This is a genomic window from Saccharothrix ecbatanensis, assembly GCF_014205015.1.
In the GTDB taxonomy this organism is placed as follows: Bacteria; Actinomycetota; Actinomycetes; order Mycobacteriales; family Pseudonocardiaceae; genus Actinosynnema; species Actinosynnema ecbatanense.
On the sequence record NZ_JACHMO010000001.1, the window covers coordinates 1908001 to 1933126 of the forward strand.

At 70.0% G+C, this 25126-nt stretch carries 10 protein-coding genes; 6 read left to right on the forward strand and 4 right to left on the reverse strand.

The window, feature by feature from the left end; translation table 11 throughout:
- Positions 1 to 62: 62 nt before the first annotated feature.
- The 4 genes from F4560_RS08340 to F4560_RS08355 form a co-directional block, all read right to left on the reverse strand.
- Positions 63 to 1103: a LacI family DNA-binding transcriptional regulator gene (locus tag F4560_RS08340; RefSeq protein ID WP_184918322.1), complete on the reverse strand. Its 1041-nt coding sequence runs from the start codon at positions 1101 to 1103 to the stop codon at positions 63 to 65.
- A gap of 67 nt (positions 1104 to 1170) precedes the next feature.
- Positions 1171 to 2148 (reverse strand): carbohydrate ABC transporter permease, encoded by a 978-nt coding sequence (locus F4560_RS08345; RefSeq protein WP_184918324.1) that lies wholly within the window; start codon positions 2146 to 2148, stop codon positions 1171 to 1173.
- Positions 2145 to 3104 (reverse strand): ABC transporter permease, encoded by a 960-nt coding sequence (locus tag F4560_RS08350; protein ID WP_184918326.1) that lies wholly within the window; start codon positions 3102 to 3104, stop codon positions 2145 to 2147. Before F4560_RS08350 ends, F4560_RS08345 begins: the two co-directional genes overlap by 4 nt.
- Positions 3101 to 4777, reverse strand: a complete 1677-nt coding sequence (locus F4560_RS08355; protein ID WP_184918328.1) for a type 2 periplasmic-binding domain-containing protein — start codon at positions 4775 to 4777, stop codon at positions 3101 to 3103. The genes F4560_RS08350 and F4560_RS08355 overlap by 4 nt, the downstream gene beginning before the upstream one ends.
- A 199-nt stretch (positions 4778 to 4976) precedes the next feature.
- Between F4560_RS08355 and F4560_RS08360 the strand changes: the two genes are divergently transcribed.
- From F4560_RS08360 to F4560_RS08385, 6 genes are all read left to right on the forward strand, one after another.
- Entirely contained in the window at positions 4977 to 7820 is a 2844-nt protein-coding gene (locus tag F4560_RS08360; protein WP_221483401.1) for a glycoside hydrolase family 3 protein, read from the forward strand.
- A 1118-nt stretch (positions 7821 to 8938) separates the two neighbouring features.
- The gene (locus tag F4560_RS08365; RefSeq protein WP_246478222.1) at positions 8939 to 12670 is read left to right on the forward strand and encodes an AMP-binding protein; all 3732 of its coding nucleotides are present in this window, start codon (positions 8939 to 8941) and stop codon (positions 12668 to 12670) included.
- A gap of 5 nt (positions 12671 to 12675) precedes the next feature.
- On the forward strand, positions 12676 to 19074 hold the full coding sequence (locus F4560_RS46025; protein ID WP_184918332.1) for a non-ribosomal peptide synthetase: 6399 nt from the start codon (positions 12676 to 12678) through the stop codon (positions 19072 to 19074).
- Positions 19071 to 22052, forward strand: coding sequence for a condensation domain-containing protein (locus F4560_RS08375; protein WP_184918335.1), 2982 nt, complete (start codon positions 19071 to 19073; stop codon positions 22050 to 22052). The genes F4560_RS46025 and F4560_RS08375 overlap by 4 nt, the downstream gene beginning before the upstream one ends.
- The gene (locus F4560_RS08380; RefSeq protein WP_184918337.1) at positions 22049 to 23152 is read left to right on the forward strand and encodes a condensation domain-containing protein; all 1104 of its coding nucleotides are present in this window, start codon (positions 22049 to 22051) and stop codon (positions 23150 to 23152) included. The genes F4560_RS08375 and F4560_RS08380 overlap by 4 nt, the downstream gene beginning before the upstream one ends.
- Positions 23149 to 25098 (forward strand): thioesterase domain-containing protein, encoded by a 1950-nt coding sequence (locus tag F4560_RS08385; RefSeq protein ID WP_184918339.1) that lies wholly within the window; start codon positions 23149 to 23151, stop codon positions 25096 to 25098. Before F4560_RS08380 ends, F4560_RS08385 begins: the two co-directional genes overlap by 4 nt.
- Positions 25099 to 25126: the final 28 nt, after the last annotated feature.

Here is a 25126-nt window from a genome sequence, read left to right on the forward strand (position 1 = left end):
GTGGTGACGGTTCGTCGCGTCCGGACCGAAGGGCCGCGGACGAGGGGAGCCGCTTGCGGGTGTCAGGGCGTGCTGGGTGCCCGGCTGAGGTGGGGGCCGGTGCTCTCCCGAACGGTCAGGACGGGCTGGAGCAGGACGAGTTCGTCGTCCGGCTCTTCGTTGCGCCCGGCGGCGGTGATCCGCTTGAGGAGCTGCTCGACGGCGACCCGGCCGAGTTCCTGGGCCGGGCCGGTGACCGCCGTCAGCGCGGGCGCGTACTGCTCGGCGAGCAGTTCGGGGCACAGCGCGATCACCGAGGCGTCCTCGGGCACCGTCCGCCCGCTGATCCGCAGCAGGCTGAGCAGCGGGCCGATCGCACCCTCGTTCTGCACCACGAACCCCGTGGTGTCCGGCCGGTCGGCGAGGATGCGGGCCAGCGTCCCGGCGGTGCTCTCGTACGTGCCCTCGCACGGCCGGTGCACGAAACGCAGACCTCGCTCCTCGGCGCGTTCCCGGAAGCCCACGAGCGTGCGCTCGGCGTACCCGGCGTGCCGCTGGTACACCCCCGAGCCGTACCCGATGAACGCGATCTCCCGGTGGCCCAGGTCGGCCAGGTGGTCCGCGCACGAAGCGCCCGCGGCCCTGAAGTCGTGGTCCACGCAGGACAGACCCCTCCGGTCGTCGGGAAGGCCGATGAGCGCGGCCTGCGTGCGCAACTCGCGCAGCACCGGGATGCGCTCGTCGTCCAACCCGACGTCCATCAGGATCACGCCGTCCGCCAGCCCGCTCACCGCGACCCGGCGCACGCCCTCCGGGCCCTCGTCGTTGGTGATCAGCAGGACGTCGTAGCCGTGCTGGCGGGCCGTCATGGTGACCGAGATGGCGATCTGCATCATGATCGGCACGTAGACGTCGGCGCGCAGCGGCACCACCAGGGCGACTATGTGGGAGCGCTTCGCGGCCAACGCCCTGGCGCCGGCGTTGGGGTGGTAGCCGAGTTCGGCCACCGAACGCTCGACGCGGCGCCGGGTCTCCTCGGAGATCGAGCGCTTGCCGCTGAGCACGTAGCTGACCGTGCTGGCGGAAACGCCCGCGTGCCTGGCCACATCGGCGAGTGTCACCATGCGTGATGCTCCTGCTTTCTCGTTCTTCGTCGGGGCCCGCTCCGGCGCCCGCGCCCAGTGTGCCCGTTCAGCCCTTGACAGCCCCGGTGAGCACGCCGACGCGGAAGTGCTTCTGCATGAACGGGTACACCAGCAGCAGCGGCACGATGGTCAGCACCACCACCGCCATCTGCAACGACAGCGGCGCGGTCTGCGCGAACTGCGAGCCGAAGCCCGAGTTCACCGACCCGGGCAGCCCGTTGCCCCGGTTGACGTAGGTCAGCAGCACGTACTGGAGCGGCCACTTCTCGCTGTCGGTCGGCATGTAGAGCATCACGTTGAAGAACGAGTTCCAGTAGCCCACGCCGTAGAACAGGGCGACGACCGCGGTCACCGCCCGGGACGTCGGCAGGACGATCGTCCACAGGATCCGCCAGTCGCCGGCGCCGTCGATCCGCGCCGCCTCGATCAGGTCGGCCGAGGTGCTCGAGTAGAACGCCCGCAGCACCAGGATGTTGAACACCGACACCGCGCCGGGCAGGATCAGCGCCCAGTACTGCCCGTAGCCGCCCAGTTCGGTGACGACCAGGAAGGTCGGGATCAGGCCGCCGCTGAGGAACATCGTGAGGATCAGCAGCACCAGGATGAAGCGGTGGGCCACCGAGCCGGACCGGGACAGGCCATAGGCGCACAGGATCGACACGACCATGGAGAGCACCGTGCCGACCGCCGTGATGCCGAGGCTGACCAGCAGCGCGTTGCGCACCGTGGCGTCGCCGAGCATCACGCGGTACGCCTCGAAGGTCACGTCGGTCGGCCACAGCACCAGGCCACCCGCGCGGTTGACCGCCGCCTGCGTGGACAGGCTGGTCACCACGATGATCCACAACGGCACCAGGACGACCGCCACGACCACGCCGAGGGCCAAGCCCTTGGCGGTCTGACCGGCTGTGGTGGGCGGCTCCTCCCAGACCGGGCGGCTGGAGCGCTTTCGCCGCCGTACGGCACCCCGACCGGTCACGGGGCGCTCGTCCTTGGCGCGTTCGATGGTGAGCGTGTCGGTCATCTCCGGTACAACCCATCTTCGCCGAAAGCGTGCGCCAGCTTGTTCGCGCCCCAGATGAGCAGCAGCGAGATGACGCTCTTGAACAACCCGGCCGCCGCGCCGTAGCTGTAGTTGTTGGTGGCGATGCCGTAGTAGAACGAGAACGTGTCGAGTACGTCGGCCGCTTCGTGGCCGACCGCCTGCCGCTGGATCAGGAACTGCTCGAACCCCACGGTGAGCGCGTTGCCCAGGCGCAGCACCAGCATGAGCATGATGACGCCCATCATCCCGGGCAGGGTGATGTGCCACAGCCGCCGCCACCGCCCGGCTCCGTCCACCGCCGACGACTCGTACAGGTCGGTGTTGATCGCGGCGAGCGCGGCGAGGAAGACGATGATCGACCAGCCGGCTTCCTTCCAGATCGCCTGCGAGGTGATCAGCAGCACGAAGGTGTCGGGGTTGGTCATGATGTCCCAGGTGCTCATGTCGTTGCTGCGCAGGAACTGGTTGAGCAGCCCCGCACCGCCGAACATCTGCTGGAAGATCGTGATCGCGAGCACCCACGAGAAGAAGTGCGGCAGGTAGGCGATGGACTGGATGAGGTTGCGCAGCCGTTCGCTGAGCACCGAGTTCAACAGCAGCGCGAGCGCGATCGGGATCGGGAAGAACAGGATCAGCTGCACGAAGCTGAGGTACAGCGTGTTCGTCAGCGAGCCCCAGAACAGCGAGTCCCCGAACAGGGCCACGAACTGGTCGAAGCCCACCCACTCGCTGTTCCACACCCCCACCAGCGGGTTGTAGTCCTGGAACGCAGTCAGCAGCCCGAACAGCGGCACGTAGTTGAACACCAGGAGCAGGACCACGGCGGGAACGGTCATCAACAACAGCGACCGGTCCCGCCGCAGCCTCGCCCGCAGGCTCAGCTTGTTCTTCCGCGCGGGTGGCTTCGTGCCAGGTTCCGTGTCAACGGAACTCATTGCCCGGTCCCGAACTTCTGGAGGACGTTCTCGTCCGTCCACTGGATCAGCTTGTCCCCGCCGCCACTGGACTTCCAGGTGTTGATGGCCTCCTTCACCTCCGAGACCTTCTTCTTGCCGTGGTAGCAGTCCTTGATGGCGTCCTCGACGGCCTGTCCCGCGTCGGCGGTGGCCATCGACCGCGGCAGGCTGATGTTCATGTTCCAGAACACCGGCTTCTTCAGGTGCTTGACGTTCGCGGCCTGCCAGGCGGTGTAGTCGTTGGTGACGATCTCCGTGCCGGGGTTGCTGATCACCGCGGGCGGCGAGGCCAGGAACGGGTAGGTCTGCGGCTGGACGTTCTTCTTGCCCTCTTCGGTGGCGGTCGGGATGCCGTCGACCATCGTGTGGTGGACGCCTTCGACACCGAAGTTGATCAGCGTGTACTCCGCCGAGCCGTACGGCGCGGCCAGGTAGTCGGCCACCGCCAGCAACTCCTCGATCTGCTCCGGCCTCAGGTTGCTGTTCAGGTAGCTGATGATGCGGGAGGAGGAACCGATCTCGATCAGCGGCTCGCCCTTGCCGTCCGCGGTGAAGAAGTCGAAGTAGGCCCGCCGGTAGTCCGGGTTGGCAGCCGTGCCGGACTGGTGGTCGGAGGCGTTCCACCCGCCGGCGCCGCCGCCGACGATCAGCGTCTTCCCGGAGTAGAAGCGCACGTTGCCGTCGGCGTTGTTGCCGGCCAGCGCGTCCGGGTGCAGGAGGCCCGCGGTCGCGGCGTTGTAGTGCCACTCCAGGGCGTCCAGCAGTTGCGGCATCTCGTACTTGTGGACCAGCTTGCCGTTGTCCACCTTCCACTTCTGGGGCACGCCCCAGGACGGGAACATGTAGGTCCACAGGTCGTCGAACGCCCACACGCCGGCCTTGGCGTCGGTCAGCTCCTTGCCCAGCTTCATCAGGTCGTCGGCGGACTTCACCTGGTCCGCGGTGATGCCCTTGGCCTCGAGGACGTCACGGCGGAAGCTCACGGCGCCGGTGAACACGAACCCGCTGGAGAACGACGGGATGCCGTAGATCTTGTCGCCCCAGGCGCCGGACTGCCACGCGCCCGTGGGGATGGCCGCGAGGTTGGGGTACTTCTTGATCTTGTCGCCGGAGAGGTAGGGCGTCAGGTCCGCGAGCTGCGACCCGGCCAGCTCGCCGACGTTGAAGTTGGCGTTCCACCAGGACGGCAGCTGGATCCAGTCGGGCAGCTTCTTGGCGGCGGTCATCGTGGGGATGATCGTGGCGTAGTTGTTGCCGTCGGCCGGCTTCATGTCGAGCGTGACGCCCAGCGCCTTGTTCATCGCCTGGTAGAACGAGTTGTCGGCGGTCGGGACCGTGCCCCACAGCGGCGTGACGGTCGTGTACTTGCCGCCCTTGCCCGGGATGCCGGACACCGTGGTGACCGGGTTCGACGGGTAGGCGAGGAAGCCGGGGTCGGTCAGCACGTCCGGGCCGCCGGCGACGGACGGGATGTCCGGCTTGATCGCGCTGCTCGGCACGTAGTTCGGCAGCGCGGACTTGAGGGCGTCGCTGTTCGCGCCGGTCTTCTGCTCGGCGCCGCCGCCGCAGGCGGACAGACCGCCCATGGCCGTGAGCCCCGCGACTGAAGCCGTGACGCTCAAGAACCTCCGGCGATTCAGCTCAATCCCCATGACAGGGACCACCCTTCTTCGTTGAAAGCGGCGTTGTCGAAGCGCTTAGATGATGCCGGAGACTAATCATGTGACGTGGCGCACGGCAAGGGGCAGTTTTCCAGGGAGATGCCAGCTTGGTCGGACCAATTGACAGCACCGCGGGGCCCGTGTCAGCGTTGAAGCGCTTCACCTGATCTAACTCGAGGGGTTGTGCCGCGTGAGTTCCTCATCCCTGTCCGCCACCGTGCGGCTGCCGTTCCACGACTCCGAGCTGGACGTGCGCAAGCGCGTCGATGATCTGCTCGACCGGCTGACGCTCGACGAGCGGCTCGCGATGCTGCACCAGCACGCACCGGCCGTGCCGCGGCTCGGCGTCGGGCCCTTCCGCACCGGCTCCGAGGCGTTGCACGGTGTCTCGTGGCTCGGCGTCGCCACGGCGTTCCCGCAGGCAGTGGGCCTGGGCGCGACCTGGGACGAGGAGCTGGTCCGCCGCGTGGCGGAGGCGACCTCGATCGAGCTGCGCGCGTTCCACCGGCACCGCCCGCCCACCGACGGCGACGCCCCGACGAGCCTTCAGGCGTGGGCGCCGGTGGTGAACCTGCTGCGCGACCCGCGCTGGGGACGCAACGAGGAGGGCTACTCCGAGGACCCCGTGCACACCGCGCGACTGGGGGAGGCGTTCTGCCGCGGCATGGCGGGCGACGACCCGCGGTTCCTGCGCACGGCACCCGTGCTCAAGCACTTCCTCGCCTACAACAACGAGGACGACCGCTGCACCACTTCGTCCGGTGTGCGTCCCCGTGTGCTGCACGAGTACGACCTGGCGGCGTTCCGGCCCGTGGTGGCGTCCGGCGCGGCGACCGGCGCCATGGCCGCATACAACCTGGTCAACGGCCGTCCGTGCCACGTCAGCCCGCTGATCGAGGACGAGCTGCGCCGCTGGGCCGAGCCGACCGGGCACGAGCTGTTCGTGGTCAGCGACGCGGAAGCGCCGTCCAACCTGGTCGACCCGGAGCACTACTTCGACGACCACGTGGAGTCCCACGCCGCCGCGCTCAAGGCGGGCATCGACAGCTTCACCGACCACGGCCTGGACAGCGCCACACCGGTCGGACGGCTGCGCGAGGCGCTGGAACGTGGCCTGATCGACGAGACCGACATCAACCGCGCGGTGCGCCGGCAGCTGGCGCTGCGGTTCCGCCTCGGTGAGTTCGACCCGGACCTCGACCCGTACGCCGCGATCGGTCCCGACGTGATCGACCACCCGGACCACCGGGTGCTCGCCGCACGTGCGGCCACGGAGTCCGTGGTGCTGCTGAAGAACGACGGGCTGCTGCCGCTCGACAAGGCCGCGGCACCCCGCCTCGCGGTCATCGGACCGCTCTCCGACGTGCTGCACGAGGACTGGTACAGCGGCACGCTGCCGTACCAGGTCACCATCGCCGCCGGTCTTGAGGCCGCGGTCGGCGAGGTGGTCCGCGTGTCGGGCGAGGACCGGATCGCGCTGCGTTCCGGCACCACCGGCCGGCTCCTCGGCGACACCGCGTTCGACGTCGCCGAATGGGGCGACGGCGTGGTGACCCTGCGGTCGGCCGACACCGGTCTCCACCTGAGCGCCAAGGACGGCTCGCTGGTCGCCGACGAGGAGCGGATCAAGAGCTGGGACGTGCACCAGACGTTCCGGCTGGAGCCCGTCGCGGACGACGGCGACATTGTGCTCCTACGCAACGTCCTGACCAGCCGTTACGCCGCGGTCGACCCCGACGGCCGCGTGGGCGTCACGGCCGAGACGCCCGAGACCGCCGAGCGCTGGTCGCGGGAGCTGCTGCGCGACGGCGCGGAGGAGGCCCGCACCGCCGCGGCCGCCGCCGACGTCGCGGTCGTCGTCCTCGGCAACCACCCGCTCATCAACGGCCGCGAAACCCAGGACCGCACCGGCACCGCGCTGCCCGAAACGCAGGCGGCACTGCTCCGCGCCGTCGCCGACGTCCAGCCGTCCACCGTCCTGGTGGTGATGAGCAGCTACCCCTACGCCCTCGACTGGGCCGACGAGCACCTGCCGGCCGTGGTGTGGACTTCCCACGGTGGGCAGGAGACAGGTCACGCCGTCGCCGCCGTGCTGCTCGGTGACGCCGAGCCGGCGGGCCGGCTGCCGCAGAGCTGGTACCGGGGCGACGACGAGCTGCCCCACCCGCTCGACTACGACATCATCAAGGCGGGGTGGACCTACCAGTACCACCGGGCCGCACCGCTGTACCCGTTCGGCCACGGTTTGTCCTACACCGACTTCGCCTACCGCGACCTGCGGTTGTCGTCGGAGGTCGTGCCGCAGGACGGATCGCTCGACATCTCGGTGACGGTGGCGAACACCGGCGCGCGGCCCGGCAGCGACGTGGTCCAGGTCTACGCACGGGCGTTGGCCGCCCGCTACGACGCGCCCCAGCTGCACCTCGTGGACTTCCGCAAGGTCCGCGTCGGCGCGGGGGACAGCGAGGCGCTGACCTTCCGGCTGCCCGTCGAACGGCTCGCCCACTGGGACGTCGCGCGCGGTGCGTTCACGGTCGATCCGGGCGACTACGAGATCGTCGTCGCCCGTTCCGCCGGGAACCACGTCCTCGTCGGCCGGCTCACCGTCACCGGCGAGAACCCCACGCCGCGTGCGGTGGTCGACCGGCGCACCAGCGCCGTCGACTTCGACGACTACTCGGACCTCGTGCTCGTCGACGCGACCAAGGCCACCGGCGACGCGGTCGCTCCGGCGGACCCGACGCGACCCGCGGCAGTGCTGTTCCGCGCTGTGAACCTGACCGGCGCCGTCGGCGTCGAGGTCGAGGTGGCGCGTGCGGACGGCTCGGGGGAAGCGCGGCTGGAGTTCCGCGTGGCCGACCGATCGGTAGCCGTGGTCGAGGTGCCGCTGACGGGCGACCGCCACACGTGGACGACCGCCACGGCCGAGTTCCCGGAGCGGTTGGCCGGAGTCCACGACCTGCGGGTGACCCTGCACGGCGACGTCCGACTCACCGCGTTCCGACTCACCTCGGCGACCGTGGTCGCCGAATAAGCCCGAAAACTGTCCGGTATCACCCCGCAGTCACCGGCCGCCACGTGGTCATGCACTTGTTTGGCGAGGTGCGGATCGAGCTGATCCGCACCTCGCCGGCCTTCGGTGTGCACCGGTCTCCAGGTGTGGAGCCGGGAAGTGGATCGGACGTCGAAAGAGAGTCGAAGGCGGTCGTAGTACCGATCGAGCCGAGCGGGCAACACAACCGCCGGTGAGGGAAGGGCCGCTGCTTCGTTCGTGCGTTGTGTCCGGGAGTGAGTGCCGGTCAGGCTGGTTCCGCCGCTGTGGGGTTCGCAAGAGACCCGGTTCGTGCCTTGCAGAATGCGCTTTACCGGTCGGCGACGAGTTGTGGCAGGGCAGGCGGTGGGTGGTCGAGACGGACATCGCCGAGTGTTCCTCGACGATTCCGCATGAGAAGTTGATGCAAGTGATCGAGGGACGCATCAGAACCCGCACCGTGCCTCTGACCGAAGGGGACGGGGCTGGACTTTTTGGGCTTTCACAACCGGCTGGTGCGCGGGCGGACTCGCCCGGTCGGCGCATCTGATCTTCCTCGCTCGCCGGCCCGCGCGCAAGGCGGTCCAGCGTCCACTGGACCGGATCCGGTCCATTTCGGCCCGGTCCCGGCTGCTGGTGCCGGTCGAGCAGATCGTGGATGGACTGAACGTGTTCTTCCGCAGCTGCGCGGTGGTGAGATGTCTGGCAGGATCGGCGACCGGGACCTGTCCAACTACGGCGATCCCCGTCTGCTCGATAGGCGCCTCGGGCCCTGTGCGAGTGCGGAGTTTCCGCAGTTGCACAGTCGGGCGGCGTAACTGGTCGCTGGAGCGCGACACGCCACGACTACCTGAGCATTTCGGTCTCCAGCGCACTCGCGACATGTTTCAGGCGTCGTTCTCGGGCCGCGAAATCTCACGCCTTGCGCCGCTCTGCCTCGCATGCAAACATGATTGTGCCCGTGTACGGTATTGAAAAATAGGCATCGTGCTTGTGGGGAATTGCCGACAGCGAAGTCGATCCCTGCGGTGGCGCGTAGCTTGTTGTCACTCTCTGGAATCGCCATCGCGGCGCCTGTGGGGCTTGCCCGCGACCGGGACTTTTCTTCTGGGGTATGGGAAATGGCGCCCCTCGGTGGCGGATGCTTCAAGCGGAGGAGTTCGGTGACATTCCAATCTGCCGCACGGCCCGTGCAGGCTTCCGCGTTCTGGGCGGACGGATTCCGCAGCGTGCCTTCAGCGCTCGAGCGCTGGTCTAGGGAGCGGTCCTCTCACCAGAGTTTCACGTTTCTCCGCAACGGCGAGCATCCCTCCGCGAGTTTCACCTGGCGTTCGCTGGATGAAGCGGTTGAGACCAGGATCGGAACGCTCGCACGCACTGAGTTGGCCGGTCGTCGGGCCCTGTTGATGTACCAGCCCGGACTGGAGTTCGTCGCGACGTTCGTCGCTTGCCTGCGAGCGGGCGTCGTCGCGGTGCCCGTTCCAGTGCCCCGCCGGCCCTCGGCAGTCGAACGGGTCCGGGGGATCGCGGAGGACGCCGGCACCGACGTCGTCCTGACCGACACCTCCACACTCGCGACTCTCTCGGACACCGGACTCTCCGGGCTGCGCCTAGTACGTTCGGACGTCCTGGGCGAACCCGGCGGTCCACGAGCGGAACCGGAACCTCACGAACCCGCGTTGCTGCAGTACACATCGGGTTCCACGTCCAGTCCCAAGGGCGTGATCGTGACGCACGCGAACCTCTGGCACCAGGCTCGTGAGCTGGACGAACTCTGGCCGACCCGACCCGGCGAACCCACGGTCTCGTGGTTGCCGATGTTCCACGACATGGGGCTGATCTTCGGGCTGGTGCTGCCGATCTTCCGCAGCTCGCCGACCACCCTGTTCGGGCCGGAGGAGTTCGTCCGGCGCCCCGTCCGGTGGTTGCGAGCCATCTCCGACACGCGGGCCGTCACCTCGATCGTCCCCAACTTCGCCTACGAGCGATGCCTGGAGAAGGTGAGTGCCGAGGAGCGCTCAGGACTTGACCTCTCGTCGTGGCGGTACGCCATCAACGGGGCCGAACCGGTCAGCGCCGAGACCATGCACCGGTTCATGGACACCTTCTCCGAGTGCGGTCTGAGTGCGCGGTCCGTCGTTGCCGGCTATGGGCTGGCCGAGACCACGCTGAAAGTCGCGGGAACGGCGCAGGGCCCTTCCTCGGCGCTGAAGCTGTCCGCCGAGCAGCTGCGCGGCGGGCGGGCCGTCCTGGCGCGGGCCGGCGAGCCCGCCGTGACCAAGGTCGAATGCGGCACGTCGTCTCCGGGCACCGAGATCCGGATCGTCGACCCCGTGACCACGATGCGCGTGCCGGACAGGGCCGTGGGTGAGATCTGGGTCAGCGGCCCGTCCGTGTGCGGCGGCTACTGGAACCGTCCGGAGGAGACGGAGCAGACGTTCCGGGCGCGGATCGCCGGCGATCCGGACGGCCTGACCTATCTGCGGACCGGCGACCTGGGATTCGTCGCCGATGGTGATCTCTACGTCACCGGCCGCCACAAGGATCTCGTGATCCTCCGGGGCGAGAACCACTACCCCCAGGACATCGAGGCCACGGTGGCCGCAGTAGTGCCGGGAAAGGGCCGCCCGACCGTCTGCGCGTTCGCGGTCGCCGGCGAAGTCGAGGAACGCCTCGTCGTCGCGCTCGAACTCGACCCGTCGACGCCCGCCGACGACGTGGACCGCGAGGCCGTGGCGACCGCGATCTGGCAGGAGCACGGTGTGGTCCCGGCCGCCCTCGTGTTCGTCCGGCGAGGAAAGCTGCTGAAGACCACGAGCGGGAAGCTCCGGCGCTCAGCCATCGCCCAGTCCTATCTCGACGGGATGCTCACCTCGCTTTCCAGCTCCGACGAGGTGCCCGAACCGAGTGTCGTGGCCGCGCAGCGCGAACTCGACGATCTCCTCGACTGGATCGACGACTGGGCGCTGCGCCGGGTCGACACGATGCTGATGGACGAGCGCCGCAGCATTCCGCCGCACGTCGTGCTGGACTTGGCACGCCGCGGTGTGCTCGGAATGCAGGTTCCACGTGCGGAGGGCGGGCTGGGCCTCGACGACTCGGGGGTCCTGCGGATCCTCGAACGGCTGGCCGGGGTGGACCTCTGCCTGGCGACGTACGTCTGCGACAACAACATCCTCGGGGTCCGGCCGATCCTGCGGTTCGCCGACGAGTCGGTGCGCGGGCGGCTCGCTCCTGACTTGGCACGCGGCCGGGCACTCACGGCGTTCGCGCTCACCGAGCCCGGAGCCGGCTCGTTCGTCCCGTCGATCTCCTCCACCGCGACGCGAACCGAGGACGGCTCATGGCGGCTCGACGGCGTCAAGTCCTGGAGCGGGAACGCGGCCGGCTCCGACGTCATCGTGACGTTCGCCCACGCCTACGACGAGCGCGGGCGCAGCCTGGGAATGACGGCGTTCCTCATCGACACCGACGACAACGCGGTCCGCATCGGGGAGGAGGAGCTGACCATGGGCATGCGCTCCATGGTTCACAACACCGTTGTGCTCGACGGGGCCCTGGTCGGCGACGAACGGGTGCTGGGGAAGGTCGGCCGCGGGTTCGACGTCGCCAACGACGCCATGGCGCGGGCCCGTTTGATGATCGGCGGCCTTTGCCTCGGCGCGATGAAGCGCTGCCTCGGTGTGGCCGTCGGCTACGCCCGGCGCCGCCCGATCAGCACCGGCCTGATGGTCGACAACCCGGTCGTCCGCGAGACTCTCTCCGACGCAGCCGCGGCGGTCCGAGCCGTCGAGGCCGTCGTCCACGGCGCGGCCTCGCTGTTCGACGCCCGCCGCCCGGTGAGCGAACTGGTCCCGCTCGTGCTCAAGGTGGTCTGCCCCGAGCTGCTCTGGAAGGTCGTCGACGACACCGTCCAGACCCTCGGCGGTCGCGGCTATATAGAGACCAACGACGTGCCTCGGTTTCTGCGCGATGCTCGGGTCCTGCGCATCTTCGAGGGGCCGACCGAGAGCTTGCGCATGCACCTGGGGTCGTTGGTCCTCCACCGGCGGCCCGAACTGCGGACCCTGATCGAGGACGAACTCGGCGACCGGGACGCCGCTCGCGTCCTCACCTCGATGATCGACGACGTGCTGGCCGCTTTCGAGCAGTGGTCGTTCGCCGACACCGTGGAGGGCACGCGCCTGCTCCAGGACCGGCTCGGTGCCGTGGTCGCCGCAGGCGTGGTGGACGTCCTGGTCCGGCGAGCGGTGGATCCGGACGACGGGAGCGGAGCGCGGGCCTGGGCGGCCCGACGGCTGCGACAGGCGCACCGGGTCGCGACCGAGCGCCCGGCGATGCTGGAAGCCGCCCGGCTGCTGGAGATGACGGAAGCGGAGGTGACCCGCGCGCACAAGCTCGCCTCACGCAAGCCCGGTGTCCGGCTCGAAGTCGATGCCCTCGTCGCGGGTCGCGACACCGCGGGCCGTCCGCGAACCCCGCCTCCGGCGGCCACGACGCCGATTCCGGCCGGGACGGCGAACACGGGACCTGCCGGACCCGCAGGGGCGGACGTCGCGCTGTGGCGACGCCGGCTGACCGGCTGGGTGGCCGAGCGCGCGGGCGTGGGTGTGGACCAGGTCGAGGACGCGGCCTCGTTGCAGCGCTACGGCATCGACTCGGTCGCGATCACCGAGTTGGTCGCCGATCTCTACGACGTCGACGGCCTCGACGTGCCCACCGCGCTCGTGTGGGAGAACCCGACGATCGAGTCGCTCGTGCGGGAGATCGCGGTCCTCGCCGCGCAGGCGCCGAGCGGCCAGGACCGAGAACTCTTCGAGGCAGCGCAGAGCCGAACGACGGAGGCCATGTGACACACGTGAGGACGGGAGTCGGAGACCTCACCGTCGGACAAGAGGCCCTGTGGTACCTGCACAAGGCCGAGCCCGGGAGCTCGGCCTACAACGTGGTGTTCGCGGTGCGCGTTCTCAGTGATCTCGATGTCACCGTGCTGCGCCGTGCTGTGACCGCGCTGGTCGAGCGCCACGACGTTCTGCGTTCGCGCTTCACGGAGCCGAGCGGGCGTACCCGTCGGGTGGTGGACCCGCCTGAGCGGGTCGAGCTCCAGGTGGAGGACCACAGCGCGATCAGTGACACCGCGCTGCGCGACCGGGTCCACGCCGTGGCCGCCGAACCGTTCGACCTCGGGTCCGGCACGTTCCGAGTCGTGCTCTTCCGGGTCGAGGGCCGGGCGTCGGTCCTGCTCCAGGTGACCCACCACATCATCACCGACTTCGTGTCGCAGGGCGTGGTGATGGACGATCTCCTCGCCCTCTACGAAGCGGTGCTCGACGGTCGCGAGCCCGAGGTGCGGAGGCTGCACGCGACCTACGACGACTTCGTCCGCGCCGAGGCGGACATGCTCGCCTCGGCGCGTGGTGAGGTTTTGGACCAGTTCTGGCGTGCCGAGCTCGCGCAGGCGCCGACCGACGTCCTCCTGCCCACCGAAGGCGAGCCGGAGTCCGGATCGCGGGCGACAGGGGCGACGGTGCGCGTACCTCTCAGGCTTGCGCTGCTCGACCGCCTCGACGCGTTCGGGCGCGAGATCGAGATCAGCCCTTTCAGCTGCCTGCTGGCTGCGTTCGAGGCTGTCCTCGCACGCTACACGGGGCAGGACGACTTTCTTGTCGCGTGCCCGACCATGCCCGACATGCGCCGCCAGCGCGGCGTCGCCGGCTACTACGTCAACCCGGTTCTGGTCCGGTCGGACCTGCGGGGCGCCGACAGCTTCACGGCACTGGCCCAGGCGGTCCACGACCGGCTTCGACGTGCCGTGCTCCATCGTGATCAACCGTTCGCGTTGGTGGTGCGCGCGCTCGCCCCGCTTCGGCGAGCCGGGCGGGCGTCGGTCGGGCAGGTCGCGTTCAGCGTGCAAGCCGCTCACCGGTCGGGCGAACTCCTGAACATGCACGCGAGCGGCGAGGCCGGCGGCCGGTGCGTGGTGCACGGTGTGGAGGTCGCGGCGTTCGACGTGCCGCAGCAGGAGGGGCAGTTCGACTTGTCGATGGAGGTCGTGCGTACCAGTGACGACGCTACGGCCGTCCTGAAGTACGACACGGCGCTGTTCGACGAGGGCATGATCGCCCGGCTGGGCGTCCACTTCCGCCGGCTGCTCGAAGAGGCGATCGCGCACCCGCAGCGGAACGTGGACGACATCGAACTGCTCGACGAGGCTGAGGTGGACGCTCTGCTCGAGCTGGGCAGTGGCGAGCCGGCGGACGTTCTCGCGTCGTCGTTGCTCGACGCTCTGCGGATTCGCGCCGCCGAGCGGCCCGAGGCGATCGCCATCCGTGCCGCCGGGATCACAGTGACCTACGCACGCCTCGTGCGGCTCGTGAACGGGGTCGCCGTCCACCTCACGTCCCGTGGCGTGCACCACGGCGACGTCGTCGCGGTGGGCATCGGCCGCTGCGCGCTGCTGCCGGTCGTTGCGCTCGGCGTGATGGCGGCCGGGGCGACGTACCTGCCCATCGATCCGCTCCTGCCTGCCGAGCGCATCGACTTCATGCTCCACGACGCGTCGGCCACCGCTCTGGTGCGCGGTGGTGAGGGCGCTGGGCTCGCTGTGCCCGATGCGGTCCTGGCGGTCGATCTCGCCTCGATTGACGCAATGGAGGAGGCCGACGAGCCGCCGGCGGCCGCAGCCACGACGGACGACCGCGTACCCGCATACCTCATCTACACCTCCGGGTCCACGGGCCTGCCCAAAGGGGTCGCGGTCGGGCGTGGTGGCCTGGCCAACCTGGCGGACTGGCAGTGCCGGACTCTCGCCGTCGACGCGAGCGCGGTTGTGCTGCAGTACGCCTCGCCGGGGTTCGACGCCAGTGTCTGGGAAATGGCCATGGCGTTCGGTTCTGGTGCGACACTGCACGTCCCGGACCGGGCTGCCGTCGCAGGCAGCGCTCTGGCAGCGGAGATCGTCGCTTCCGGCGCGACCCACGTGACCCTCCCTCCATCGGTGCTCGCGACCCTCGCGCCCGACCAGGTTCCCGGCCTGCGGCAGGTGATCGCGGCCGGCGAGTCCTGCCCAGGACCGCTGGCGCAGACTTGGGCGGCCCGCACCTCGTTCCACAACGCCTACGGCCCCACCGAGACGACGGTGTGCGCGACCGCCCACCGATGCGACCCGGACGAGGGCGTCTGGCCCCCGATCGGGCGGCCGTTGCAGAACCTGTCGGTCCGCGTGGTCTCCGAAGGGCTGCGTCTCGCTCCCCGCGGCGTGGTCGGCGAACTTGCCGTCGGCGGACCCGCCGTGGCCTTCGGATACCTGAACCGTCCCGGACTCACCGCCTCCCGGTTCGTCGAGGACCCGTGGCGGGCAGGGGGACGGCTGTACCTCACCGGCGACCGCGTCCGATGGCGCGCCGACGGCGGTCTCGAGTTCCACGGACGGCACGACGACCAGGTCAAGATCAGGGGGCAGCGCGTCGAACTCGGGGAGATCGATGCCGTTCTCGCCGCGCACCCCGCCGTCGGCCACGCGGTGACCGGCACTACCGGCGCCGGCATCGGCATCCGGCTGGTCGCCCACGTCACCGGTGCCGGACTCGATCCCGGCGAACTGAAGGCGTGGGCGGCGAACCGGCTGCCGGCCCACATGGTGCCCGCGACGATCGAGGTCGTCGACGCGTTCCCGCTGACCAGCAGCGGCAAGGTCGATCGCCGCGCACTCGCCGCAGCCGACCTCGGGCCGACCGCCCTCGATCCGCCTGCCACCGAGGTCGAGGAGCGCCTGGTCGCGCTGCTCGCGGAGGAGCTCGGGCTCGACCGGGTCGGCGTGCACGACGACTTCTTCCTGCTCGGGGGTCACTCGCTGCTCGCAGCGCGGCTGGCCTTCCGGATCCGCGAGGAGTTCGGCACCGAGGTTCCGCTCGCCGACGTCCTCGCCCGTCCCACCGCGGCCGGCCTCGCCCGCTCGCTCGACTCTCCAGCGGCTCGGACGCCCGGCCCGTGGCCCCGCGCCCACCCTGCGCCCCTCAACGAAGGGGAGCCCTTTCCCCTCACCGACGTGCAGCAGGCTTACCTGCTCGGACGCCGGAAGGACTTCACTCTCGGCGGCGTCTCCGCACACGGCTACTTCGAGATCGAGGGACCCGATCTCGACCCCGATCGCCTCAACGCAGCCTGGAACGCGGTGGTCCGGAAGCACTCGATGCTCCGCTGCGTCATCGTCGGCGACCAGCAGCGGATCCTGACGGAGGTGGACGATTACCGCATCGAGGTCCACGACCTCCGCGACGGCTCGTCTGCGGCGGTCGAGGCTCGTCTGGCCGCTCTGCGCGCCGAGATGTCCCACCAGGTGCTGCCTGCGGACCTGTGGCCGTTGTTCGACATCCGGCTGACCAGGGTGCCGGGCGGTCGCAGCCGGCTGCATCTGAGCGTGGACGGTCTCGTCGCCGACGGGACCGGTATGCGAAAGATCCTCACCGAGTGGCACGACGCCTACCAGGGCCGCGACCTGGCTCCGGCCGAGGAGGTGACGTTCCGCGACTACGTGCTGGCCGAGCGGGCGCTGGAGGCCACCGAGCTGTACGAACGGTCGCACTCGTACTGGCAGGAGCGTCTCGACACGCTGCCCGCCGGTCCCGTACTGCCCTCGCACCCGGCCTCCGGCGATGACGGGGCGCGTGGCCGTTCGCCGCATTTCGACCGGCTCCACCACCACCTGCCCTCGGCGACCTGGCAGGCACTGCTGGAGGCCGCACGCCGCTCGGGGCTGACCCCCTCGACCGTCGCCCTGACCGCGTACGCCACCACGCTCGCGGCTTGGTCGAGTTCGCGGCGCTTCACACTCACCCTGACGATGTTCAACCGGCTGCCGCTGCATCCTCGGGTCGACCACATCGTCGGCGACTTCACCACGGTGACGCTCATCGAGGTCGACCTGCGCGCATCCCGCTCCTTCCTGGAGGCCGCGCACGAGGTGCAGCGTCAACTCTGGTCGGACCTGGACCACCGCTACTACAGCGGCATTCGTGTCAAGCGAGACCTCGCCCGCCGCGCAGACGCCGTCTCTCACGGCGGCGACATGCCGGTCGTGTTCACCAGCGCGCTGGACGACGCGGGAGGCGGATGGGGCTTCGAGGGTTTCGGCGAGCTGGTCAACGCGACGAACCAGACCCCGCAGGTGTCGCTCGATCACGTGGTCGTCGAGCGCGATGGCGGCCTCGACGTGGTGTGGAACGTCGTGCGCGCCGAGTTCCCGGACGGGGTGCCCGACGCCATGTTCGTGGACTACCGGGCGACGCTCGAACGGTTGGCGCACGACGGATCGGCCTGGGCGGAGGTCCGGCGCGACCATCGCCCGCCCGAGCAGATCCTGGAGCACCGCGAGGCGAACGAGACGGCAGCGCCGCAGCGGCTGCCCCTGCTCCACGAACCGTTCTTCGACATGGCCGCCCGGCAGCCCGACGCCATCGCGGTGCGGACCCCTCACCGCGGCGTCACCTACCGCGAGCTCGAGCGTGACGTGCTGCGGATCGCCACCCGGCTGGCCGAGTTGGAGCTGCCCCCGTCGTCGCTCGTGGCGGTCAGCCTGCCCAAGGGCGTGGCCCAGGTCACGGCGGTGCTCGGGGTGCTGCGTGCGGGGCTCGCCTACGTTCCGGTCAGCCCGTCGCTGCCCCGTCAGCGCCAGGAGACCCTGATCCAGCAGGCCCGCCCCGGCGCTGTGCTGTGCCTGGCCGGACACGGGGCCGTGGCCGGACCACCAGCCGGATCGGTACCGGTCATCGAAGTCGACCGTGTTCCCGACCAGACCGCGAAGCCCCCCGAGATCGCGACCGCGGAAGGGGATTTGGCTTACGTCATCTACACCTCGGGTTCCACCGGGGCGCCGAAAGGCGTCATGATCGATCACGGTGGCGCGATGAACACGATCATCGACATCAACCGGCGCTACCGGATCACGGGTGCCGACTCGGTGCTCGGCGTCTCCAGCCTCAGCTTCGACCTGTCGGTGTACGACGTCTTCGGCGTCCTTGCCGTCGGCGGGACGCTCGTCCTCCCGGATCCCCGCCACGAGACGGATCCCGCCCACTGGCGGCAGCTGATCAGTGAGCAGAAGGTGACCTTGTGGAACTCCGTCCCGGCGCTGATGCGACTGCTGTTGCAGTGGGACGAGTTCGAGGAGGTCGGGGCGCTCACATCACTGACCACGGTCATGCTCAGCGGTGACTGGATCCCGGTCGACCTGCCCGGCCTGATCCGCGCGCGCTGCCCGGGGGCCGAGGTCATCAGCATGGGCGGGGCCACCGAGGCGTCGATCTGGTCGGTCTTCCACCGCGTGGGCGCACAGCTGCCCGACTGGTCGAGCGTCCCCTACGGCCGGCCTCTCGCCGGCCAGGAGATGTACGTCCTCGACGAGTCGATGACTCCGCGGCCTACGTGGGTGCCAGGGGATCTCTACATCGGAGGGCGCGGCGTCGCGCTCGGCTATCTGCACGACGCGGAGCTCACCGACGCCAAGTTCGTGCGGCATCCGAGCTGGGGCACGCGGCTGTACCGCACGGGTGACAGGGCTCGTTGGCGACCGGGCGGGCTCCTGGAGTTCCTCGGCCGCGACGACCACCAGGTCAAGATCAACGGCAACCGCATCGAGCTGGGGGAGATCGAGGCGGCAATCGCCGTGCACCCGGCGGTCGAGGCCGCGGTGGTGTCCGCGACATCGGCCGGGCGTGACCGTGTCCTCGTGGCTCACGTTGTGCCCGTGCGTGAGGAAGGGCCGCAGGCCGACCTGTCGACGGTTCCGCCGTTCGACACCAACGGGCTGCGCCAGCATCTCCGGCAGACCCTGCCGGCCCCGATGATCCCGTCGACGATCGTGGCGATCTCCCGGCTGCCGCTGACCACGAACGGCAAGATCGACCGGGGCCGGCTGACCCGGGACGCCGCCGCAGCTGTCGTCCAGGGCAAGGAACCGCTCCCGAGCACCGAGCCGACGCTGGACGGCCCCCTGGAGCGGGAGCTGGCGGAGATCTGGTCGACGGTCCTGGAGTGCGCTGTGGACAGCAGCCTCGCGCACTTCTTCGCCCTCGGGGGCGACTCGCTCCTGGCGGTACGCATCCTCACGCTCGTCAACGAGAGCCACGGCACGTCCATCACATTGAGCGACCTGTTCGACGCGCCCACCATCGGCCAGTTCGCATCCCAGATCCAGGCCTCTCGGCAGGACACGCGGTCGCAACAGGCTCCGACGGCGTGGGTCGAGGAGGAACTGTGAACATCCCCGAGCTGCTCGCCCGGCTCGACGAGCGGGGAATCCAGATCGACCGGCGCGAGGACCGGCTGCTGGTCCGATCACTGCACGGCGCCATCGACGACGAGGTGCGGCAGCTGCTGCGCGACCACAAGGCCGCGCTGCTCGCCGAAATCGACCGGGCCGGCGCCGACGCACCCGCGTCCTCCGGCCAGCAACAGCTTTGGCTCATCGATCAGGTCGAGGGCGGCGGGTGCGCCTACAACGCGACCGCCGTCCTACGGGTACCCGGCCCGGTCGACGATGCGGCGCTCGACGCGGCGTTCACCGGTCTGGTGTACCGAAACGAGGTCTTCCGGACCGGTCTCGTCGTGCGGAACGGCGAACTGCGCCAGCACGTGCGCCCGCCTGCTCCGGTGACGGTGGATCACGTCGACCTCGGCGACCCGCCGGCGGACACGGCCGACGCCCGGATCCGCGAGATCGCCGACGCCTCCGCCGTGAGCCGGTTCGACCTGGCCAACGATGTGCTCGTGCGCGCGACGCGGCTCCGGATGGGCGACGGCGACAGCGTGCTCGTCATCACTATGCACCACGTCGCGGGCGACGGGCTGTCGATGGGTCTGCTCCACGGCGAGCTCGCCGAGCTCTACGCCGCCGCCGCGTCGGGCCGGGAGCCGGTACTGCCCCTGCAGCTGGGGCAGTACCGCGACTACGCCCATCACCAGCGGCAGTCGGCGGGCGAGCGCCGCAAGCGGCCCGGCGAAGATGAGCAGGCCGACCGGTTCTGGGCTCGCTACCTCGACGGGGCGCCCTCGACCGTGCTGCCGCTGGACCGGCCTCGTCCCGCGAGGCGCACCTTCGCCGGCGACTGCGTGCGGTTCCGGCTCGACGCCGGTCTGGTCGCCCGGTTGCGCGAGATGGCCGCAGGCCACGAGACGACGCTGTTCGTGGTGCTGCTCGCCGTGCTCGGCTCCGTGCTCGGCCGGCACGGCGGTCAGGAGGATGTCGTGGTCGCGACCCCCGTCGTCGATCGTCCCGAGCGGCGGTTCGAGGGAATGATCGGCTACTTCCTCAACACCGTCGTCATCCGTTGCGACCTCTCGGGCGGCGGTGGATTCGGGACGCTCGTCGATCGGGTCCGCGACAGCACGCTTGACGCCCTCGGGTACGCGGACACGCCGTTCGAACAGGTGGTCCGCGCTGTCGGTGTCCAGCGCAGCGGCACGAGCAACCCGGTCTACCAGGTCATGTTCGCACTGCAGACTGGCCGGCGCAGCCGCCCGCGCCTGGCGGGGAACGAGGTCGAGGAGATTCCCTACGACCCGCCGACGGCCAAGCACGACCTCACGATCATGCTCGACGAGGACGAGGCCGGACTGCTCGGGCGACTGGAGTACAGCACCGCGGTCCTCGACCGAGAGAGCGCGTGCCTGCTCGCCGAGCACCTGGTGGCCCTGGCCGCCGCCGTCGCGGCCGATCCGAGCCGGCCGGTGGCAGCGATCCCACTCGCCACCGACGCGGAACGGGCGTGGATCGCCGAGCGCGAGGGCGCACTGCGCCTCCGCATTGTCGACGGTGAGGGGTCCCGCGTCCCGCCAGGGGTGATCGGCCGGCTCGTCCTGGACGACGAGGTCTCCCCTGAGCGGCAGCTCGCCCGCCGGGCCCGGTGGCGGCCCCGCGGCGGTATCGAGGTGCTCGACGACGCCCCTGCACAGCCAGGCCAGGTCGGATTCGAGGCCGCAGGCCCGTCGGCCCACGGGCTGGCGACGCCGTCCGCGTCGGCGCTGGTGGCTGCGGTCTGGGCCGAAGTCCTCGGCCGGCACCCGGCGTCCGACGACGACTTCTTCGCACTCGGCGGCACGTCGATGGCCCTGATGGAGGTCCATTGGCAGCTGCGCAGCCGAGCTGGCGTCGAGGTGCCGATCGCCGAACTGCTGGACGACCCCAGGGTCGGCAGCATGGCCAGGCTCGTGGCGCAACACCAGGAACGGGCCGAGCACGAGGGACCGGCAACCCGATGGAGGCGCGCGGAGCTGCCGCTGCGTGGACCGGGCCACCTGTGGAACGTCGCCGCGATCTCCACCACCCGGATGTGGGCGGCAGGTGTTCGTGAGATACCTGGTAGCGCAGGGGAGACGCGGTCGGTCGTGCTGCGCTGGGACGGCGACGGCTGGCACGAGATGCCCCATCCCGAACTCGAGAAGGTGTTCGGTGTCGCGGTCGCCCCATCCGGCGCCGTGTGGCTCTCGGGCCGGCGGGGACTACTGCGCTTCGACGGCGCGCGGTTCCACCGGGTAGCGGGGGGCGCACCGCGCTACGACTGCGCGTCGGTCACGAGGATCGGCGACGAGCTCTGGACCGTCGTGCGCCCCGACGACACTCCAGGGGCGCCGACCTACGTCGCGGCCGGCGGCGAGGACGGCGGGTGGCGGCGACTGCCCCTCCCCCTCCCGCAGCGGGCGACGACTCGCTTCGGGTGCCTCGACGGAACCTCCGGTCGCGACGTCTGGGCGGCGGTCGTCGTCGACGTCGACGACCGCCGGGAATCGTGGCTCACGCACTGGAACGGCGAGGGCTGGCACGAGGTCGTCCCGCCGCCGCTCGGGCGTGCCGGGGTCGAGATCATGCGGGTCGTCGCCCGCGGCTCGGAGGACGTCTGGGTGCTGGGCGCGCGGCTCACCGATGAGGGGCGCGCCAGCGTCATGGTGCGCTGGGACGGGCGGGTGTGGACCGAGGCCACCCTTCCGGTCGGTCACCGCGGGCGCATCACGAGCCTCCTGGCAGCGGGCGACGGCACGCTGTGGGCGGTCGGCGGCGGTCAAGGCGACGCGGGTGTCATGTTGCGCAGCGACGACGGCGGCCGGCACTGGGAAAGCGATGCCGCCCCGTCCTCGGTCCTGCTCGGCGACATCGTCCTTCTCCCAGACGCCGATGGGTTCCTCGTGGGGGGCGCCGCCGACGACGGGATGGCTCTGTTCCGGTGGGAGCGCATTCGATGACGGCGACTGTGGACACACCGTCCGGGAAACTCGGCCTCACTTCGGCGCAAAGCGCGGCGCTCAAGGCCGACACCGCGGACGGCTCCGACCGCGTCGCGCTGGTCGCGGCACATACCGGCGAGCTGGATCTCAAGGCGCTGACGCAAGCCCTCATGGAGCTGCGGAGACGACACGATGTTCTGCGCACGACCATCCGCCACGGCGACGACGGGCCCGTGGGAGTGATCGGCACTCGGACCGTCGTGCCGGTGGAACTGGCCGCCGAGCCTCTGCCCGCGGACGGGTACCCACCCAGGGGTTTCGACCTGTGCGGCGGACCGCTCGTCCGCGTCGTGCTCTTCTCCGGCACCGGCGGCCGGACGTTGCTGGAGTTCCAGGCCCACCCGGTCGTGCTGGACGAGGAGGCCATCCGCGCCGCGGTCCATGAGCTGGGCCTGCTCTACCAGTACTTCGGGGGCGACGGCCCAATTCCGCCAATGGCTCGGATCGACTACCAGGAGCATGTGGCCGCACTGCGCTCTACTGTCGGCCGTGTGCCCCACCGGCTGCCGGTGGTGTCCCACGAGATCGGCTCCGACACCGCAGATCGCCTGCGCCTCATCGCGTCGTCGCGTGGGCTGCCGGTGGCCCTGCTCGTGCTTGCCGCCTGGATCTCCGCGGACACGGCGGCATTCGAAGCGGCCGCCGCGCGAGTCGCGGTATCCCTGGGGGATCCATCCGGAAGGCCGCCCCTGGGACCGGCCTGCGACCGTGTCCTGCTCCGGGCGGACCCTGGTTCGGCTGGCGACATCGCTGCCCTCGCGGAGCAGTTGCGCACAGCGATGGCCGATGTCGAGCCGGATGACGGCGGCACCCCGGTCACCTTCACATTCCACGACGACCGCGCCGGCGCGGACGCCGGCCCGTTCGACGTCGTCGAGATGGGCAGCGTGCTCGCACCCTCCGAGATCTCACTCGCGGGCCACGGCACGTCGGCGGCGGGTTGGCTCCTGCGTCTCACGCACCGTGCGGACATCGCGGGCGCCCGGGCCGTCCTCGCGCGCACGGCTGCGCTGCTGGAGAACATGGGCGCCGCGCTGATTGACGAGGAGGTGCTTTGAGGGCCGCCGAAGCGCTCTTTCCTGGATCCTCCACGACGAAGGAAGGCAGTTCCATCAGCGACCGAACGTTCATGTACGGCAAGCCGTCCTCTTCCTCGGACCTGCTGATGTTCTGCCTGCCGTACGCGGGCAGGGGCGCCAGCATCTACCGGCAGTGGTGGGAGAGCCCTGGCCGGGGGATCGAGTTCGTACCGGTCCAGTTGCCGGGGCGGGAGAACCGCGTCCGGGAGAGCCACATCCACGACCTGCGCGAGCTGGTGGAGTCTCTCGCCGCCGACATCGCGCCGCACACGGGGCGGCCTTACGCGCTGTTCGGCTACTGCATGGGCGCGACCATCGCGTTCGAGCTGGCGCACCGGTTGCCCGAGCTCACCGGACGTCGGCCCCGGCACCTGGTCGTCGCCGGGTGTACCCCGCCGCACCTGCAGCGGGCGGTGTCGTCGATGCCGCGGCGCACCGACGACGAGATGCTGACCGAGCTGCGCCGGCTGGGAGGCGTACCGCAGGCGATGCTGGACGACGAGCGGCTTCTCGCGTTCGCCCTGCCCGTGTTCCGGGCCGACTGGAGTGCCCTCGACGGGTACGGCTACCGGCCCGCCCCGGCGCTGGAGGTCCCGATCACGGTCCTCGGCTCCACGGACGATCCCGATGTCGAACCGGACAAGCTGCGGCAATGGGAGCGTCACACCAACGCCGAGACCAGGGTCTACGTGTTGCCGGGCGACCACTTCTTCGTGGAGCGATTTCGTGAGGAAGTCCGAGATCTGCTGGTCAGTGAGCTGGCCGTGAAACCGGCGGACGCGGAGGAACCGCCTGTGGCCCCTGAGACGGCACCGGAGCTGGTTCCTGGACCCGGTGGCATCGCCACGGCTCTCGAGGTGAGCGGGCGGCGCGCCCTCGGTGACGTCGACACGAACGCGTGGCGAGCAGCACTGCACGACCTCGACGCCGCCGCCCTCACGGCGATGACACGCGCCGTCACCAACGAGCGGCTTCAGGTGGCTCCACGCCATCGGTGGCTGATCGACCGCTGGATCGCCGCTCTGCTGGCTGAGGGCTGCGTCGTGCGACGGGATGGCGCGCTCGTCGCGACGAACGAGGCACGGCCGGAGTCGGCTGACGAGGATCGGGTGTCCGGTGCCTGCGCAACGCTCGGCTACGGCGCCGAACTGCGCGACTTCTTCCTTCGGTGCAACAGGAATCTGTCCCTGCTGCTTCGCGACAGGCTTACCGTGCAGGAGCTGTGGTTCCAGGGCGGCGGCTTCGCGGTTGCCGAGTCGACCTACCGGGACAACCCCATGGCCCGTTACCTGAACGCGGCTCTGGCCGAGGCTGTCGTGCATCGCGTGCGGAACGGGGCGGGAACCGCACCGGTGCGCGTCCTGGAGCTCGGGGCCGGCATCGGCGCCACGACGAGTGCCCTCCTGCCGATGCTGGCCGCCACGGGTGTCGAACTGCGTTACGTGTTCAGCGACATCTCACCGGCGTTCCTCAAGGCGGCTCGCGAGCGGTTCGCCGACTACCCGTTCGTCGCGTACGAACTGATCGACATCAACGACGAGAGCGGGCTGTCCATGCCGCCCGCCGATGTCGTGCTGTCGGCGAATGTGCTTCACAACGCCCACGACGTGGAGGCGACGCTGGCCCGACTGCGGCGGATGACCGCGGATGACGGGATGTTCGCGTTCGTCGAATCCAGCCGGGAGCACTACCAGTTGATGGCCTCGATGCTCTTCATGCTGTCGGGTCTGGACGGGCATCCCCGGCCTGGCTCGGCCGACTTCCGGGCCGCGGAGAACCGCGTCTGTCTCACCCGCACGGAGTGGCACGAGCAGCTGCGCCGGGCAGGTTTCGCGTTGGAAGCCACCGTGCCGGACGGGGAGCTGGACCCGGCCGCGGTTCTCGAGCAGTACCTCTACGTGACCACACCTGCGGGGTCGGCGTGACTGGAACACAGCATCAGCCCGGGGATCC

Bases quoted from the DNA above. Each gene is read 5' to 3' on its own strand.
- F4560_RS08340 (WP_184918322.1), bottom strand. From the start codon at position 1,103: ATGGTGACACTCGCCGATGTGGCCAGGCACGCGGGCGTTTCCGCCAGC.
- F4560_RS08350 (WP_184918326.1), bottom strand. From the start codon at position 3,104: ATGAGTTCCGTTGACACGGAACCTGGCACGAAGCCACCCGCGCGGAAG.
- F4560_RS08345 (WP_184918324.1), bottom strand. From the start codon at position 2,148: ATGACCGACACGCTCACCATCGAACGCGCCAAGGACGAGCGCCCCGTG.
- F4560_RS08380 (WP_184918337.1), top strand. From the start codon at position 22,049: ATGACGGCGACTGTGGACACACCGTCCGGGAAACTCGGCCTCACTTCG.
- F4560_RS08355 (WP_184918328.1), bottom strand. From the start codon at position 4,777: ATGGGGATTGAGCTGAATCGCCGGAGGTTCTTGAGCGTCACGGCTTCA.
- F4560_RS08365 (WP_246478222.1), top strand. From the start codon at position 8,939: ATGGCGCCCCTCGGTGGCGGATGCTTCAAGCGGAGGAGTTCGGTGACA.